Origin of the sequence: Acidovorax sp. Root70, from assembly GCF_001428225.1 — a bacterium.
GTDB lineage: Bacteria > Pseudomonadota > Gammaproteobacteria > Burkholderiales > Burkholderiaceae_C > Acidovorax.
Genome location: NZ_LMHQ01000018.1, coordinates 1 through 16,107, shown reverse-complemented (window position 1 = coordinate 16,107; position 16,107 = coordinate 1). Strand labels below are relative to the sequence as shown.

At 58.5% G+C, this 16,107-nt stretch carries 12 protein-coding genes and 3 pseudogenes; 1 reads left to right on the top strand and 14 read right to left on the bottom strand.

What is annotated here, in order from left to right; all coding sequences use genetic code 11:
• Window positions 1–36: 36 nt before the first annotated feature.
• From ASD94_RS23190 to ASD94_RS24280, 7 genes are all read right to left on the bottom strand, one after another.
• Entirely contained in the window at window positions 37–582 is a 546-nt protein-coding gene (locus ASD94_RS23190) for a GspH/FimT family pseudopilin (protein ID WP_158274157.1), read from the bottom strand.
• The gene (locus tag ASD94_RS23185; RefSeq protein ID WP_158274156.1) at window positions 579–1,052 is read right to left on the bottom strand and encodes a type IV pilin protein; all 474 of its coding nucleotides are present in this window, start codon (window positions 1,050–1,052) and stop codon (window positions 579–581) included. The genes ASD94_RS23190 and ASD94_RS23185 overlap by 4 nt, the downstream gene beginning before the upstream one ends.
• A gap of 2 nt (window positions 1,053–1,054) precedes the next feature.
• Window positions 1,055–5,797, bottom strand: coding sequence for a PilC/PilY family type IV pilus protein (locus tag ASD94_RS11045; protein ID WP_162255822.1), 4,743 nt, complete (start codon window positions 5,795–5,797; stop codon window positions 1,055–1,057).
• Between the two features lie 4 nt (window positions 5,798–5,801).
• Complete coding sequence (locus tag ASD94_RS11040; RefSeq protein ID WP_158274154.1) at window positions 5,802–6,413, bottom strand: PilX N-terminal domain-containing pilus assembly protein; 612 nt, start codon at window positions 6,411–6,413, stop codon at window positions 5,802–5,804.
• A 13-nt stretch (window positions 6,414–6,426) separates the two neighbouring features.
• Window positions 6,427–7,359, bottom strand: coding sequence for a PilW family protein (locus ASD94_RS23180; protein WP_082576846.1), 933 nt, complete (start codon window positions 7,357–7,359; stop codon window positions 6,427–6,429).
• Between the two features lie 4 nt (window positions 7,360–7,363).
• Window positions 7,364–7,975, bottom strand: coding sequence for a type IV pilus modification protein PilV (gene pilV, locus ASD94_RS11035; protein WP_158274153.1), 612 nt, complete (start codon window positions 7,973–7,975; stop codon window positions 7,364–7,366).
• A 101-nt stretch (window positions 7,976–8,076) separates the two neighbouring features.
• Window positions 8,077–8,274, bottom strand: coding sequence for a transposase (locus ASD94_RS24280; protein ID WP_369818057.1), 198 nt, complete (start codon window positions 8,272–8,274; stop codon window positions 8,077–8,079).
• A gap of 297 nt (window positions 8,275–8,571) precedes the next feature.
• Here ASD94_RS24280 and ASD94_RS24035 point away from each other — a divergent pair, with 297 nt between their 5' ends.
• The gene (locus ASD94_RS24035; protein WP_233247154.1) at window positions 8,572–9,186 is read left to right on the top strand and encodes a hypothetical protein; all 615 of its coding nucleotides are present in this window, start codon (window positions 8,572–8,574) and stop codon (window positions 9,184–9,186) included.
• Between the two features lie 65 nt (window positions 9,187–9,251).
• Here the strand turns inward: ASD94_RS24035 and ASD94_RS11020 are convergent, their stop codons facing one another.
• From ASD94_RS11020 to ASD94_RS24025, 7 genes and pseudogenes are all read right to left on the bottom strand, one after another.
• Window positions 9,252–10,370: an acyltransferase gene (locus tag ASD94_RS11020; protein ID WP_056642702.1), complete on the bottom strand. Its 1,119-nt coding sequence runs from the start codon at window positions 10,368–10,370 to the stop codon at window positions 9,252–9,254.
• Window positions 10,371–10,621: 251 nt separating this feature from the next.
• The gene (locus tag ASD94_RS11015) at window positions 10,622–11,752 is read right to left on the bottom strand and encodes an ABC transporter substrate-binding protein (RefSeq protein ID WP_056642699.1); all 1,131 of its coding nucleotides are present in this window, start codon (window positions 11,750–11,752) and stop codon (window positions 10,622–10,624) included.
• Window positions 11,753–11,993: 241 nt separating this feature from the next.
• Complete coding sequence (locus ASD94_RS11010) at window positions 11,994–12,947, bottom strand: nitronate monooxygenase family protein (RefSeq protein WP_056642696.1); 954 nt, start codon at window positions 12,945–12,947, stop codon at window positions 11,994–11,996.
• 133 nt (window positions 12,948–13,080) lie between these two features.
• Window positions 13,081–14,871 carry an acyl-CoA dehydrogenase gene (locus ASD94_RS11005; protein WP_056642692.1) on the bottom strand — a complete coding sequence of 597 codons (1,791 nt, stop codon included), beginning with the start codon at window positions 14,869–14,871 and terminating at the stop codon, window positions 13,081–13,083.
• A 76-nt stretch (window positions 14,872–14,947) separates the two neighbouring features.
• Window positions 14,948–15,118, bottom strand: a pseudogene (locus ASD94_RS23590) (electron transfer flavoprotein subunit alpha/FixB family protein); the annotation flags it as partial.
• 85 nt (window positions 15,119–15,203) lie between these two features.
• Window positions 15,204–15,593 (bottom strand): annotated as a pseudogene (locus ASD94_RS24030) (electron transfer flavoprotein subunit alpha/FixB family protein); the annotation flags it as partial.
• A gap of 1 nt (window position 15,594) precedes the next feature.
• Window positions 15,595–16,080 (bottom strand): annotated as a pseudogene (locus ASD94_RS24025) (electron transfer flavoprotein subunit alpha/FixB family protein); the annotation flags it as partial.
• Between the last annotated feature and the right edge of the window lie 27 nt (window positions 16,081–16,107).

Here is a 16,107-nt window from a genome sequence, read left to right as displayed (position 1 = left end):
CTTCACATCTATCTTAATAATTTAATTATTATTAAATCATTCAGAACCAGAACATTCATTTTTTATTGAATTGCTTTCACAAAGCCGAACTCGTCCGGTTCTTGAAAAAGCGACGCCCTTCCTGTATTGACTTGAAGGGATGACGGCAGAGGAAAAAACGACTCTGCCTGCAGTGCTCTCTAGTAAATACCCGGTGGAATTGAACCCAATGAGCGTGAGGGTGCTAGGAATTATTTCGTTGGTTCCTATGCTATCGGCCTTTGCAGGTACCGTGCTGACGAGTGTGTCGGTGCCCGCCGTATAGGCCTTGTCCTTGTCTACATCAACATAAATGCGCCAACCTCTACTCCAGTCGGTTACAACCAATGGTTCAACAATGGCTTGTTGATTGTTAGTGATTGCCGCACTGCGCGCCTGTAACGTTGATACCATCAAGTCACTGGCAGCCTCACTGACTTTTCGTTGGGCAACACTTCGTTGAAAACTAGGGGCAGCCAGACTGGCCAGTATGGCAATCAAGGCAATGACAACCATCAACTCGATCAGAGTGAATCCTAATATGCCAAGGCGTTGTCGATTCATGGCCAACATTTCTCTGGAATGGTGTCTGACGGCGCTTTTTTGGTGCTTCCATCTACAGTGCAGCCTTTGTCGCCATTGCTATTGACGGACAACATGCTGACAGGGTCACTACCACTGCGGACCGTAGCCTGCAGGTCGACACATTGGTTCAGGGGCAGGTTCGTTCCGCCACTGGTGCACTGAACTGCCGCAATACTGCAAGCACTCTTTGCGAGCGAATCACCTGAGAACGCTTTTGTTTTTGCCGTCGTTGCGCCGTCGGCAAAAGTGACATACTGATTGAATTGACTGAAATATCGTTCCTGTTGCTGCATGGATTGCATTAATCCGCTACGGCACTCGGCCCGCCGTCCCTTGCGAATTTGATCGGTGAACGCAGGGTAGCCGACGGCGGCCAATATTCCGACGATAGCCACCGTTATCATCAACTCTATGAGGGTGAATCCCGTTTCTTTTTTTGATCGATGCATCATTAGTCCTTAAAGTCGCGCACTTCCCGCCAGCTGACCCGCCCAGAGCGGACGGTATCTTGTAGAAGCTGTGAGGATTTGACCTTGGCGATGTTATTCGCACCCGTTAGCTTCGTAGTAGGGCTGATGATCCGCTCTGCAGACGTGAAACTTCTGGCGCCGGATGTATAGCGTGTCGAATAATTACCCCCATCGAGTTCTACACTCAAATAAATGGGGATACCGAGCATGCCCCCACCGGTGCCGAGGTCTACGGGCAGCGCCGGAATACCTGTGATGGGATTCAAGGTGTAGCTCCGGCCATCACCGTCCCCTGAGCAATCCCCAGTGGGAATTGTCGAATTGATTGTGATGGTCGAGAAGCCCTGCGCGCCTTCCACGGCGATCCGCTCCCGATTCGCAGCAAGATCAAAATACCAGCCCCGCTTTTGTCCAGTGCCCCGCCCCAACGTATAGCTCGTCGTCGGCGGTGTAATGGCCACTGCAGTGGAGCCTTCAGACAGACCGTTGACGGCCAGCGCACTGCGCGTCAGGCCAAAGTCCGAAGTCGCTGTGCCGTTGTCATCCCAGATGCCGTAAATGGATTGAACCCCAGTGGAGGTGGCGTCGGTCTTTTCCATAAACTTGCCCGTGCCCACCACAACCATATTGGCACCTTGACCGGTGTTGGCGATCATGGGCGGCGTGGTGATGGGTTGGCGCGCCCCTGAAGGCGCCGTGGCCGTGAACATCGGCGTAGTTCCGCCTCTGAGAATCTTTCCATCAGTGATATTTTGTGCATTCAGCCCCTCGCTCAGATCCAGCTTCCAAAGCTGGCCTTGCAAATCGCCTGCGTACAGAGCGGTGACTTCGCCCTGGGTACCGAGCAAAACGCCAGGGTTGGCCAAACCATTTGCCGTCGTCGTGTTATTGGCTGGCACGGCAATCTTGAAGTAATTGGTTCCTTCTGCCCAGGCAGCACCCGTAGCCTTGTCGAGACTCAGGAAGAAAATGGCTTGCGAGCCATCGCTTTGATAGCGACCGGTACCGTCATTTACGTAGTTGTTGTATCCGCTGCTGACAGCGATGAACCACTTGTAGGTGGGGGAGCCTCCAGAGGTCGTAGCAGGAATCTTGACCTTCACCAACTGGGGTTGGGTCAGCACATTGCCCATCGTGGGGTCGTCTTGGTCAGTAAACTCAAAGAGCACTTTGCTCTGATCCGTTGAGCCATCTTCAAAGTGGTCTGGATCGGTTACATCCAGCGCAAAAACCCCCTGGGCTCCCCCACCCATACCGCTGGCCAGAACCGTGCGCCATTTCGTTCCAATTTTGGCCTCGCCGACGCTTGGCACGCCATCCACGAAAGGTGTATGTTGGTAACTGGGATTCGTCAATCGGTTGAGTGTCGTGGCCACCGCCAAGGGCACATATGCAAACAGTTCCTTCCCGTCACTAGCCCGAAGTGCGTGCAACATACCGTCGTTGGCGCCCACATAAACCGTTGCGGTCCGCGAGGCGACCGACTGCACAAAAGTCGGATAGTCGCTATCCCCCTTAATGTTCTCGTCAACTTCCTTCTTGAATACAGGTCCGGAGTTGATGATGTCGCCCATTACACTCGCGCGGCGACGAAAGGCGTTGGTCGTTGCATTCTCTTGCGTGCGGACTCCGCGTAAATAGTCAATCCGTTGCTCGCCCAGACTATCAGTACTGTTGTCGGCTGGATTCTTGTTCAGAGCGTTTCGCATCACGGTATCGAACTGACTCAGATTGGCAGAGGTGAAAGCAATGCCTGGACTAACACTTGTTTCACGCCTGTAGGTGAAAATCCTCCGCTCGGCAGGCTTGAGGTAAGGATCGGCTGATGTGTCTGCTGAGGTGAGAATAGAACCGGCAGTCAAAATCTGGCCCGCATCCCAAGTAACGGTGGGTAGAGATTCGATGGCGTTTGTGGCGGTATTCAGTTTAAGCCCCGACTTGATGACCGTGCCGGACCAATCCCCCGAGCTGAAGCTGGGTGAATAAAAATCTCCGTTGGGCGAGCGAGCCGTAAAGCGTTGAGAACTGACAGCGGATGCCGAGATCGTGCCACTTTGCGAGCTGACAGCACCGAAGAATTTGCGAATACCTGCGATCATGCGTTGCGCCTGACTGGCCAGCACATAGCCATCAGGGATCGTCGCTGCTGCGGGGTCTTCCCACTCCTTGTTGCTCACCGAGCCGCCCGAAGTTTTGAACGGATTACCATCTTCGTTGGCGTCGTTAAACCAGCCGTACTTCCCTGCAAGGAAGAAAGAGCTGTTGCGTGGTTTGATACCACGGGTGTTGGCATCAATGGAGCCATTCCCACCCTCGTCGACGTCAATGGTAAACGTCTTAACACGAATGTCTTTCATGCTCTGGGCTGTGCCATCGACCGTTTTAGTATCTAGGCGTATTGATTGCGTGTTAGCCCAATAAGCTGCGCCGGCCCAGTAATATGCACTGGACGATGAACCCGTGGCTTTCGTATCCAGTGACGTGTTACCCGCCACCACATTGGGATTTCCCAAAGTATTTTGTGCCCGGCCCAGAGCATCCGTGTAACTGGCGCTGGTCCCGGTTTCAAATCCGGTCAACAGCCTAGTCCAGTCCACGGCATTGAATGTTTGAGAAGACGCCCCCCCGGGAATCGGCTCAGCTGCCCTCACGGGGTCGGTCGTGGTCTCATTCACACCTATGGGCGATTTGTGCCCTGGGAGTTGTTTGTCGTAATGGGTGTTGACATCACCAATGGTGAGAATGAAGTTACGCCGCTGGCAAGCATTTTGAACAGGGTCGGTCCACGAGGTATAAATTGGAAAATTGTCGTAACCCGCAGTGGACAAACTGCTCACGGCTGTGCTGGTAGGTTGAAGGCCTTGAAAATAACGCAGTGCTTCGTAATAAAGCTCACCCACCGGGTCGTTGCTTTTGTATTTACCGGTCTTCCCGAACTTGTTCAGATAATTAGCGACACCACTGATGCCGTAGGTGGCATCGTTGAGTGGGTTGGTGATGAACACCCCCGTGCTCGCGTCCCACTCGGCCTGGGAATTTGACTGAATGACGCCGCTGGTATCCCGATATTTGTTGCCCAAGAACTTCATGGGTGCGCGCAGCACGCCGCCATAGCGGCCATTGCCATCTTCCATGGCGTAACCAAAGGCTGATACACGGACGCCCTCTGCTTTGCGCTGGAGTTCACCCACGGGCTTGTAGTTGCCAGACCCCGCCGTGTCGTCTGGATAGCGCTTGCAAAGTTTCACACCGTCGGAGTCCTGCCGGGTGGTGGCTTCGGTGCTGTCGCACACTTGTACATTGGCCTTCATCCGTACCTGTTTGGTGCCGTAGACACGATAAATGGTGTACAGGCTCATCTGATACCAGGTCGGAATCTCCTGGTAATAGTTATAGACAGGAGTGGTGGTGTATTCCCTGTAGAGGGTCTTTTTGGTGTACATCACATACGTTGTGACGCTGCGATTACTCGAGGAGCCGCCGGAGCCAGTGCAAGTGTCGCCCGCACTGTTGAGCCGCAGCCGGATATTGGTGGTCCCTGATCGGCAGACGTTGTGGTTTGAAGTGTGAACAACGGTCTGCGGCGATCCGGCGGCCAACTCAGAAAGCAAACCTTCACCATCGCGAACGCCATGGGCACTGCTGGGGTTTGTATCTGCACCCGCCACGTTCGGATCCCACCTCGATCCCTGGGGTGAGGTGTCAGGCGCCCCGGTAGGCGGTACAGTGGTCGTCAAAGCGCCTGTCAGGGTATATATGGTGCCCACTTGAGGATCCCCAGCCCATTGGGGGGTCGGCCCCGTCGAAACAACTGTAGTGTTACGTGGGGTCGGCGTCACTGCCTCTGGCACCAAAGTCCCCGCATTGGGGTCTGAACCACTGGGCATGACGGTGGTTGTGGCTTGTGGTTGGGTGCGTCGCCACTCTTTTTTGCCCGCGGGGTCCACCACGTACACCGTCGTCGAGGTGTTGGTCGGAGGGGTTACAAAACCCTGCTCGGTGTAAGCACTGCTGGTGTCTGCGATCACGGGGCCGAAGGCGTTGGTGCTCCCCGGTGTTGCGCATGTACCACCTGTGGAAGCATTGCCAACCAGCAGCAAATCATCACAAGAGTTGAAATACACCGTCCCTGTGTAGTTGGTCGCCGCACCAGGGGTTAGAAACTGGGGAGTCACCAAGCCGACCAAGCTGGCTGGAACCTCCTTTTGCGGGAAGTAGGACGCGTTGCGAATGCCATTGAAGTTTGTAGGCAAAAATGCTCGTCCCAGGACGGTTTGGCTGGATGTATCCAGAACACGATTTCCCCCCGTCAGCGCGTAGCGCAGCAAGTCAATGGAGGATGTGGCTGCATAATTGAGCACATTTCCGCTGTAGCTAGCACCACCAGAGCAGTAATTGCTGCTATCGACCGTGCCAACGCGGCGAAAATAATTGCCAGTCAAAGTACTCGTGTCAGAGACATCGCCATACTGGTAGCAGCCTTTTGGATCCCAATAGCCCAAATACTCCTGGGTATGGTCGTATGTACTTGTCCGATAGGCCGCGCCAGCGGTGGGAAACTCGACCGACAGCGCCAGGGCCACATTCACGGCCTGGGTTGTTACGGCCAAAGGCCCCACACTGAGATCCACGGCAGGCATGGGAGTGGTCTGCGCGCCGCTTCCGGCAACAAAGATGGTGACAACGGCTGCACCAATCAATGCGAATTTTTGTTTGTTGTTCATGGCTTCAGCATCCTGGCACATCGGGTTTGTAAACAACACCTTGCAACATGACTTGGGTCTTCTTGTTCAAACCGTAGCCTAGGCTAGTAATCAAAAAGGCCGTTTCATTCGTGCCTTTGGGGCGGGGATAGGAAATAACCTCAATGATGTACCTCGGCTTCTGGGCGGGTAGTGCACTGTTATCGGTTGCAAAACCAGTTTCGCGTCCGCCCGTGTATTCACCCAGCGTGACATAGTGGCGCGAACTGCCGGTTTCTTCAAAGTCAATGGACTTGTACAGGGGTTGGTTAGTAGAGTTGGTGCAAAACCCGCGGTTTGCATCCGTATTCCCACAGCCTTCTGTAAAAAGTGAAACCTGTTTGCTCGCTGTGGCGCAAACCCGGCTGTTGGTCGCCGTATTTGGGCCCATCAGATCAATTTCTGCATCGCCGAGGGCAGCTTCAGCCGCTTGGAATGCAATCTGCCTATCCCGGTCATTGCGGGACGATTTTTCGCCCAACAAAGTCAGGCGTGCGCCAAACGCTGCCATCAGAAAAATGGCGCTCATCAAAATGAGCACCACCACGAGTGATACGCCATGTTGGGAGGGACGATTCCCCATAGGATTGGATTTCATTGGGATCACGTGTTCAGTTTTGGGGATTGCGCAGCGTGAATGTCGCGTTGAAGGTGCGCCGCAGGCGCCCATCAGCAGGCGGTGTGAAAATCAGCGCCGCTTCAGTGCTACTTCCAGTAAATGTCGCTCCAAGGGGATACAGCTTGTTTTCATTGGCTGTGGCGGATGCTCCCTGGTATCCTTGACTGCTGCCAGGCGGCCCCCGCAGAACAAACCCCACACGAACCGCAGATACCTGCGTCCAGTTGGTAACGTCGTTTGCACTGACCCACTTTTCGGGTACGGAGTTGGCATTGACATCAAGACCGTACATCACTTGAAAGGATTCCACGCCTTTGATAATAGGTTGAGTGTTCCGGCTGGGTGAAGCAGGATCTCCGCGTGAAATGCACTGCAGTGATGGCTCCCCTGTGCTGTCGACCTTCACCCAGAAAAGACTCACGGCCACGTCGCTCATATCATTAGGGAGAAGTGGTGCCGTCTGGGCGACCCCCTGGCAATCGATCATCGAGCCATCAGCTTTTGTGCGATCACTTTGGAGGCTCGCCCCATGAAATCTGAAGGCAAGCGTGTCGCTGCTGTTGTAGCCGCCATTGTCATTGGTGCCATCATCGTTGACGCTTGTAACGCTCGCTACCTTGGCATTATTGGCACCCCGGACTGAGGGAAACAAGCTAGTATTGGTGGCGTACGTATCCGTCCAGCGCAAGCCATATCCCTCAGGATAATTTTCATATCCCGCCTGGCGTGCAGCCTGACCAATAACTTCAAGAGCAAAACGCCCATTATCTTGGAGCTCTTGCCCCGCATCAACGGTGCGATAGCTGGAAATACCAACGGTATAGAGTCCGACTGCAGCTAAAGTGATCAAGCTGGCCAACACCAGCGAAACCATCAGCTCCACCAAGGTCAGACCTTGCTGGGTGATACGAGCAGAATATTTCATCGCATCAATCCGTGAAGTCTTTTTGATTGCCGAAAACCGTCATCACGATTCTCGGGCGGTTCTCGGCAGCGATAGTTTGTTGGGTCTGGTCAGCCTTGTCAGCTTTTCCGGCCCAGCCAATCTTGACCATCAGCATGTCGCCTTGGTCGTCGCAAGCCCAGTGATACAGACCTGAACTGGCGCCAGAAGTATCTTTGGGCGCACTGTCGCGACAGATCACGGCTCGCCCCCCTGGAAGCTCTGTAGTGACGCGGCTTTTCCACTCCTTAAGCATGAATGCCGCCAACTCGCTGGACGTGCATGTGGCGCCGGAACTCTGGCAATTGACGGTTGTCGTGTCAGCAGTATTGGTATCCAAGCTGCTAAGCACATTGCTCCCCTCGGAGGTCGATAGGTCGGCGGAGCGCAGCATCTGGGTAATTTCTTCATAATCCCGGATGAGCTGAGTAGCGACACTGGCCTGAGCAGTGAATTGATTGCTGCGCATTGTCGCCAACTGCAGACCCGCAGCCCCCAGCAATCCGATACCAAAAACAACTATGGATACCAATATTTCAATCAAAGAGAATCCACTTTCCCTGTTGACTGAACCACGCGATATTGAAGACGCTTTCATGTGTATGTGCCGCATCGTGCCAGTCTACGGACACCTCACCAAAGAATCGATGGGCATTCGACGAGCGGCCATCAAGAGGTGCTGAGCGGCGGAAGCGAAAGTCAAAGTCTTGGCTCCAACCCATGCAAGCCCTGGGCCTTAGAGATCTGCATGCCGCCGAACTTGGACCACCACTTGTAGAAGGTGGCGTTGCGGAAACCCCCATTGCTGCAACGTTCCCTGATAGCCATGCCCGACTCCGCCTGCCGCAGGGACCAAATGATCTGTCCCTCGCTGCACTTATTCTTCTTCCCCTCCATCATTCTTCGGATAATGGGCTGAATTGATTCACAGATGGGGAGGCCCGAGGGGTAGTGAGTTACCCCGACTGTCTGAGGGTGGGTATAGCGCGCTTACCGAGCTGGACGACGAGCTCGACGGTTCGAGGCGAGTCCGTCGGAGTCAATCAATCATCTCCTGGCAGTCACATTTTTCGTCCTCCCCCCATACCCTCAAAAGAGGAGGCCTCAGTACTAGAACGTCCAGCTCTTCGCTTACTGGAGATCGGCAGGAAGTTCCACTAAACCCTCGTTTGTCCGTATGACGAAGAAGATAGCGTGAATCGTCTGTCGATATTGGGCAGCGCCTTGTTCAATCAGCTCATCGGGGATGAGCTAGGGTGGAAACAACCCGGAGGCGAAACGATTGCCGTGTGCAACAAAGACATCCTTGATCAGCCGGAAAGCGAAGTCGAACTCCACCTCATTGGGGCTATTACCCGTGCTTTGCCGAAGCAACGGCTGAAAGCCTGTTTGGCATTGTTCGCATCTACAGACACAATGGCTCTCGCCATGACCACGCCACAACCCGCTGAAACCCCGCCCCCCGCCGACGCATTTGACCCGGATTCGACCTTGGCATTTCAGCGTCGGATGGAACGCGCACCCGAGTGGTTTTGCTCTTTTCTAGCGGGCAACAGCCGGGAAAAGAGCCGCCTGCGTCGCGAGATGGCCACCATGAGGGGCTCGGTGGTCTGGTTGGTGCAACAGCGCCGCCAGGGCACCTGGAGTGCCGAGGAGCGAGCCCATTTGCGCGATGTGATGCGGTCGGCTTCTTCGGTCAGCCCTTATCTCTTCATCTGGGTGATCCCCGGTTCGATGCTGCTGCTGCCGTTCATGGCTTGGTTTCTGGACAAGCAACGCAAACGCCGGGAGCGCAAACTTTTGCGGTAGTACCGCTCTCGCCCCAAGGGCGTAGCTCGCCGCCGAAGGCAACCGCACTGAAGAGCGCGAGAGGTTCAGGCCCAGTTGCTTGTGATGACGACCAGCATGCCTGCCCCCACCAGCCCGAGCTGCCAGCGCAAGGCCGTGGACCAGGATGGCACATGCCGCTCCACCCGCAGATACAGCAAGCGGCCAGCTGCTAACGACAGCAAAAATGCCAGCAGCATGCCCACCGCATTCAGTATTGGCGAAGTGGGCCAGAGGTGGCTGACGACAGCGTTGACCAGCAAGCACACCGCAAAGTGCACCAAGAACACCGAATACGACATCTGGCCGAGCTTGACCAACGGCGACACGCCATGCAACGCGCGCACGCGGGCTGAACGCATGGCAACCACCATGCACAGGGCCGTGACCGCCGCTACGGCGATGCGGGCACGGAAGTCCACCACCAGCGCGCCTCCCGCCAACAGCACCATGACGCCTGTCCATGCCTGCGCCCGTGGCGCTTGCGTCGCCCAGTAGGCCAGCATGCCCAGCCCGTAGGCCCCAAAAAAGTACAGCGCCCACATGTCCAACCCCGCCATCCGGTTGAACACCCACAACGAGGCCGCAGCCATTGCCAGCACCAGCCCCTGCGACAGGGCCGCCGCATGGTGCCGCGCCCAGGGCGCAGGCAGCGCCCGCACACCGGCCAGCATGAGCACGGTCAGCGCAAAGAGCTGGAAGTCGATGGCCACATACCAGACCCCGGCAGACAACGCACCCTCACCCACGATGTCCTGCAGCAGCAGGGCGTTTGCCAGCAACTGGGACAAGGTGGGCTGGTCCGGCACCGAGTGGTGTTCCAGCCAAGGTCGTACGAGGGCGGAGACGAACACCGCCAGCATCAAAGCAACGGCATAAGGCACCACCAGCCGCACAAAGCGCTTGGCCACGGCAGTACCAGCGTGATCAAACCGCGCCAAGCCCTTTGGCGCCAGGCTGGCGGCGGCCAAATACCCGCCGAGCACCAGAAACACCTGCACCGCCATGCGCCCATAGTCATACAGCCAAGCCATCAGGGCGGGGGCCAGGGGATGGGCGATGTCAGACATCGGGCCGTAGAAGGCCAAGTGATGCCACACAATGGTGGCGCAAGCCATGCCCTTGACCATGTCGATCAAGGGAGTGCGGGATGTGAACGAAGACATGTGATGCGGTGTGAACTCCAGCAGGCAAGGCGCCGCCGGATATCCAGATCCACCCGAGCCAGCCCCGTCTTTTGCATCAAACGCCAAGACAGACTCACGCGGGATTGGAGTAACAAAACCCGCTATTGTCCTCCGTCAAAGGATTTTTTGCACGGCTGTGGTGTCGCCAGCTGGTCTTCCATCAGCCGCAAAGGGCCAAATGACCCGCACCGCGCCTGCATGCGCCTCCGCCGCTCCACATGTTTCGGCCCTCAGTAGCGCAAGCTGCCTTCCGCATCGACGATGGCCAGCTCGACGTAGGTCGAGCCATTGTGATTGCGCGGTGAATACTTCACGCCGAAACGGCCAAAGGTAATTTCACCCGCGTCTTCCATCGTTTTGGTGAACGACTCGGTGGTCAGGTTGCGCCCGGTGCGGCGCAGCCCTTCCACCAGCAAGCGGGCGTGGACAAAGCCTTCGAACTGGGAGGCCGAGGGTTGGGCGCCGGGCGACTTGGCGCGCAGCAGGCTCAGATATTCGGCCACCACCGGGATGGTGGTGTTGCGCAGCGAAGGCATGATCTGCGCGAGGATGATGCCCCGCGCCTTGTCCTTGAGTTCGCGCTGGATCACGTCCATGCTGGCCACCGAGAACCCGTAGTAGGCAGGCCGCGCTGCCGTGGCCTGCACGGCCTTGATGTAGCTGGTGAAGGTGGTGCCGCCCGTGGCCACGATCACAGCCTGAGGCTGGGCCTTCTCGGTGGCCTGTGCGGCTGCGGCAAAGTCGGGCTGCTTGGGGTCTACCTTGATCTCGGCGAGGAAGGGCAGCTTCTCCTCTTCCGATGCTTTCTTGAGCTCGCCCGCCAGTGTCTTGCCCAGGCCATCGTCCTGAAAGAACACGGCTACACGGGTGATGCCTTGCTGGCGCAGTTGCGACACGATCTTGCTGGCCTCATTCGCATAACCCGCGCGCACATGGAACACATAGGGATTGAACGCCTCACGGAACACCGAGGCGCCCGTGACGGGGCCAAACAGCAGGGTGCGCTGCTCCTTGATCAACGGCAGGATGGCTGCCGTCTGGGCGGTGCCGGTGCTGTGGAAGATCATGAACACCTTGTCGTTCTCGAGCAGCTGGCGTGTGTTGTCCACGGCCTTCTGTGGGTCAAACGCGTCATCCAGCGTGGTGTAGCGGATCATGCGGCCATGCACGCCGCCCTGCGCATTCACCGCATCGAACAGCAGCCTCGAACCCTCACCATATTGTGCCGTCTGCGGTCCCAGCGGGCCCGACAGCACCGCCGAGGCCCCCAGGCGGATTTCATCGGCCGACACGCCTTCATTGCGGGCGTGTACCAAGGTGGTGGCGCACATGACCAGCAGACACAGAAAAGCACGGAACATCAGCCATCTCCCTCGCAACACGGCGGCAAAACCAATGATTTCACATTGGTTTTTGATTATTTTTCATCACCATTATCTGCAGAGGCCTGCGCCGCTTCACGGGGGTTTCCCCTCAGATACACCGCAGCACAGGCGCCCGCCATGTGCTGCAGCACATGGCGGGCGAAACAGCCTTCAAGGGGCGGCATCCGGCACAGTGACCCTGGGGACAGGGGCCACCGCACCGTCGCACAGCGCCATTTCAGAGCTTGAGGCGGGCGCGCGCTGCCTCGTACTCGCTGCGCAGCTTGGCAACCAGTTCGGCGGTGCTGGTCACGGCGCCGATGGATCCAATGCCCTGGCCGCAGCCCCAGATGTCTTTCCAGGCCTTCTTGGCATCGCCGCCAAAGTTCATCTTGCTGGGGTCGGACTCGGGCAGGTTGTCCGGATCCATGCCTGCCGCACGGATCGAGGGCGCCAAGTAGTTGCCATGCACCCCGGTGAACAGGTTGCTGTAAACGATGTCATCCGAGTTGCCTTCCACGATGGCCTGCTTGTACGCGTCGCTGGCGCGCGCCTCATGCGTTGCGATGAAGGCCGAGCCGATATAGCCAAAGTCCGCGCCCATGGCCTGAGCGGCCAGCACCGCGCCGCCGCTGGCAATGGAGCCGCTGAGCGCCAGCGGGCCGTCGAACCACTGGCGGATTTCCTGGATCAGCGCAAATGGACTCTTGGTGCCGGCATGGCCACCGGCACCGGCCGCCACGGCGATCAGGCCGTCAGCCCCCTTCTCGATCGCCTTGTGCGCGAACTTGTTGTTGATGATGTCGTGCAGCACCACGCCGCCCCAGGCATGCACGGCCTGGTTCACGTCCTCACGCGCGCCCAACGACGTGATGATGATTGGCACCTTGTACTTGGCGCACACCTGCATGTCGTGCTCCAGCCGGTCGTTGCTCTTGTGCACGATCTGGTTGATGGCAAAGGGCGCTGCGGGCTTGTCGGGGTTCGCCTTGTTGTAGGCCGCCAGGGTCTCAGTGATCTCGGCCAGCCACTCGTCCAGCAGTTCGGCAGGGCGGGCGTTGAGCGCGGGCATGGAGCCCACCACACCGGCCTTGCACTGCTCGATCACGAGCTTGGGGTTGCTGATGATGAACAGCGGCGACCCGATGACGGGCAGCGACAGGTTTTGCAACACGGGAGGCAGTTTGGACATGGCTACAACTTCCAGAACAAAATAGGGATGAAATAGCCCGGATGCGCTAGTGAATTATGCGTCCGCAGCTATCATTTTTATATCAAGGCCCCTGCCCTGCAGGTGGCCTGTCTCCTCACAGCACGCCAGTCCTTCAGAAGGATTCCAGCGCCAGCTCGGTCACGCTGGCTGCGCCTTCCACAATGCTGTCGCGCAGGCCCGGGGCCTTCACCAGGATGTGGTCGGCATAGAACTGGGCCGTGGTGATTTTTGCGCGCATGAAGGCTTCGTCCTGTCCCTTGTGCAACAGGTCTTGCGCCACCAGCAGGCTGCGGGCCAGTTGCCAGCCCGCCACCACATTGCCAGCCAGCATCAGGTAAGGCACGCTGCCGGCAAACACGGCGTTGGGCTGGGCCTTGGTGCCACCGGCCACAAAGTCAATCACGTCGAGCAACGCCTTGCGCGCCGCCGTGAGGCGTTTGGCCACGGCCAGCGCGGCAGGGGTGCCGCTGGCCAGCAGGTCGGCCTCGGTCTTTTCGATCTGCGCAGCGATGCCCTTGGCCGTCTGGCCGCCATCGCGCGCCGTCTTGCGGCCCACAAGGTCATTGGCCTGGATGGCGGTGGTGCCTTCGTAGATGGTCAGGATCTTGGCGTCGCGGTAGTACTGGGCTGCGCCGGTTTCTTCGATGAAGCCCATGCCGCCATGCACCTGCACACCCAGGCTGGTCACTTCCAGGCTGGTTTCGGTGCTGTAACCCTTGACCAGCGGCACCATGAATTCATAGAACGCCTGGTTCTGCTTGCGCGTGTCCGCATCGGGATGGTGGTGCGCCGCGTCAAACGCCGCCGCCGCCACGGTGGCCATGGCGCGGCAACCCTCGACGGTGGCGCGCATCGTCATCAGCATGCGCTTCACATCGGGGTGGTGAATGATGGGCGTGCTGGCGGCAATGCTGCCATCCACGGGGCGGCTTTGCACGCGGTCTTTGGCGTACTGCACGGCCTTCTGGTAGGCACGCTCAGAGATCGCAATGCCCTGCATGCCCACAGCGTAGCGGGCCGCGTTCATCATGATGAACATGTATTCGAGGCCGCGGTTTTCCTGGCCCACCAGGTAGCCCACGGCGCCGCCATGGTCGCCAAACTGCAACACGGCGGTGGGCGAGGCCTTGATGCCCAGCTTGTGCTCGATGCTCACGCAATGCGCATCGTTGCGCGCGCCCAGCGTGCCGTCCTGGTTGACCATGAACTTCGGCACCACAAACAGGCTGATGCCCTTCACGCCTTCGGGCGCGCCCTGCACGCGGGCCAGCACCAGGTGCACGATGTTCTCGGCCATATCGTGCTCACCATAGGTGATGAAGATCTTGGTGCCGAAGATCTTGTAAGTGCCATCGGGCTGCGGCTCGGCACGTGTACGCACCAGGGCCAGGTCCGAGCCCGCCTGCGGTTCGGTCAGGTTCATGGTGCCGGTCCACTCGCCAGTCACCAGCTTCTCCAGGTACGTGGCCTTGAGCTCATCGCTGCCCGCCGTCAGCAGCGCCTCGATGGCGCCGTCAGTGAGCAGCGGGCACAGCGCGAAGCTCATGTTGGCGCTGTTGGTCATCTCGATGCAGGCGGCACCAATGGTCTTGGGCAGGCCCTGGCCACCGAAGTCGGCGGGGTGCTGCAGGCCTTGCCAGCCGCCTTCGCCATATTGACGAAAGGCTTCCTTGAAGCCGGGGGTGGTGGTGACCACGCCGTCTTTCCAGCTCGACGGGTTCTTGTCGCCTTCCCAGTTGAGCGGCGATAGCACCCCTTCATTGAACTTGGCGCACTCTTCCAGCACGGCGGCGGCCGTGTCCAGCCCGGCGTCTTCAAAACCGGGGATTTGCGCGATCTGTTCAATGTTTGCCAGGTGCTCGATGGCGAACAGCATGTCCTTGACGGGGGCGGTGTAGCTCATGGGGGTCTCCGGGAAAGCGAAATTTCGTCAAAAAAAAGGCATCGCGAGCGATGCCTTTGTGTGCACAGGGGCGTTCTTACAGGGCCTTGACCAGTTCAGGCACAGCCGTGAACAGATCCGCTTCCAGCCCATAGTCCGCCACGCTGAAGATCGGCGCCTCAGGGTCCTTGTTGATCGCCACGATCACCTTGGAGTCCTTCATGCCCGCCAAGTGCTGGATGGCACCCGAGATACCGGCCGCGATGTACAGCTGCGGTGCCACGATCTTGCCCGTCTGGCCCACTTGCCAGTCGTTCGGTGCGTAGCCTGCGTCCACCGCCGCGCGGCTGGCNACCGGCCGCGATGTACAGCTGCGGTGCCACGATCTTGCCCGTCTGGCCCACTTGCCAGTCGTTCGGTGCGTAGCCTGCGTCCACCGCCGCGCGGCTGGCACCGAGAGCCGCACCCAGCTTGTCGGCCAGCGGGGTCATGACTTCGTCGAACTTTTCCTTGCTGCCCAGCGCCCGGCCACCGGAGACGATGATCTTGGCGGCCGTSAGYTCGGGGCGGTCGCTCTTGGCGATTTCGCTGCCCACGAAGCTGCTCTTGCCGGCGTCTGCCGTGGCAGCAGCGGTTTCGACTGGTGCGCTGCCACCGGTGGCGGCTGCGGCGTCAAAGCCGGTGGTGCGCACGGTGATGACCTTGACGGCATCTTGGCTTTGCACGGTGGCGATGGCGTTGCCNGGCGCTGCCACCGGTGGCGGCTGCGGCGTCAAAGCCGGTGGTGCGCACGGTGATGACCTTGACGGCATCTTGGCTTTGCACGGTGGCGATGGCGTTGCCGGCGTAGATGGGGCGCTCGAAGGTGTCTGGGCTCACCACCTTGGTGATGTCGCTGATCTGGGCGACATCGAGCTTGGCGGCCACGCGGGGGGCGATGTTCTTGCCGCTGGCAGTGGCGGGGAAGAGGATGTGGCTGTAGTTGGAGGCAATGGCCAGGACCTGGGCGGCCACGTTTTCTGCCAGGCCGTGCTCCAGGCCTGCTGCGTCGGCGTGGATGACCTTGGCAACTCCGGCGATCTGGGCGGCCGCTTGTGCGGCTGCACCGGCGTTGTGGCCGGCCACCAGTACGTGCACGTCGCCGCCGCAGGCCACTGCGGCCGTGACGGTGTTCAGCGTGGCGCCCTTGATGGACGCGTTGTTGTGTTCAGCAATAACGAGTACCGACATTTAGATCACCTTCGCTTCGTTCTTGAG

Bases quoted from the DNA above. Each gene is read 5' to 3' on its own strand.
- ASD94_RS11015 (WP_056642699.1), bottom strand. From the start codon at position 11,752: ATGTTCCGTGCTTTTCTGTGTCTGCTGGTCATGTGCGCCACCACCTTG.
- ASD94_RS11045 (WP_162255822.1), bottom strand. From the start codon at position 5,797: ATGAACAACAAACAAAAATTCGCATTGATTGGTGCAGCCGTTGTCACC.
- ASD94_RS24280 (WP_369818057.1), bottom strand. From the start codon at position 8,274: ATGGAGGGGAAGAAGAATAAGTGCAGCGAGGGACAGATCATTTGGTCC.
- ASD94_RS11040 (WP_158274154.1), bottom strand. From the start codon at position 6,413: ATGAAATCCAATCCTATGGGGAATCGTCCCTCCCAACATGGCGTATCA.
- ASD94_RS23180 (WP_082576846.1), bottom strand. From the start codon at position 7,359: ATGAAATATTCTGCTCGTATCACCCAGCAAGGTCTGACCTTGGTGGAG.
- ASD94_RS23190 (WP_158274157.1), bottom strand. From the start codon at position 582: ATGAATCGACAACGCCTTGGCATATTAGGATTCACTCTGATCGAGTTG.
- ASD94_RS23185 (WP_158274156.1), bottom strand. From the start codon at position 1,052: ATGCATCGATCAAAAAAAGAAACGGGATTCACCCTCATAGAGTTGATG.
- ASD94_RS11005 (WP_056642692.1), bottom strand. From the start codon at position 14,871: ATGAGCTACACCGCCCCCGTCAAGGACATGCTGTTCGCCATCGAGCAC.
- pilV (WP_158274153.1), bottom strand. From the start codon at position 7,975: ATGAAAGCGTCTTCAATATCGCGTGGTTCAGTCAACAGGGAAAGTGGA.
- ASD94_RS11010 (WP_056642696.1), bottom strand. From the start codon at position 12,947: ATGTCCAAACTGCCTCCCGTGTTGCAAAACCTGTCGCTGCCCGTCATC.
- ASD94_RS11020 (WP_056642702.1), bottom strand. From the start codon at position 10,370: ATGTCTTCGTTCACATCCCGCACTCCCTTGATCGACATGGTCAAGGGC.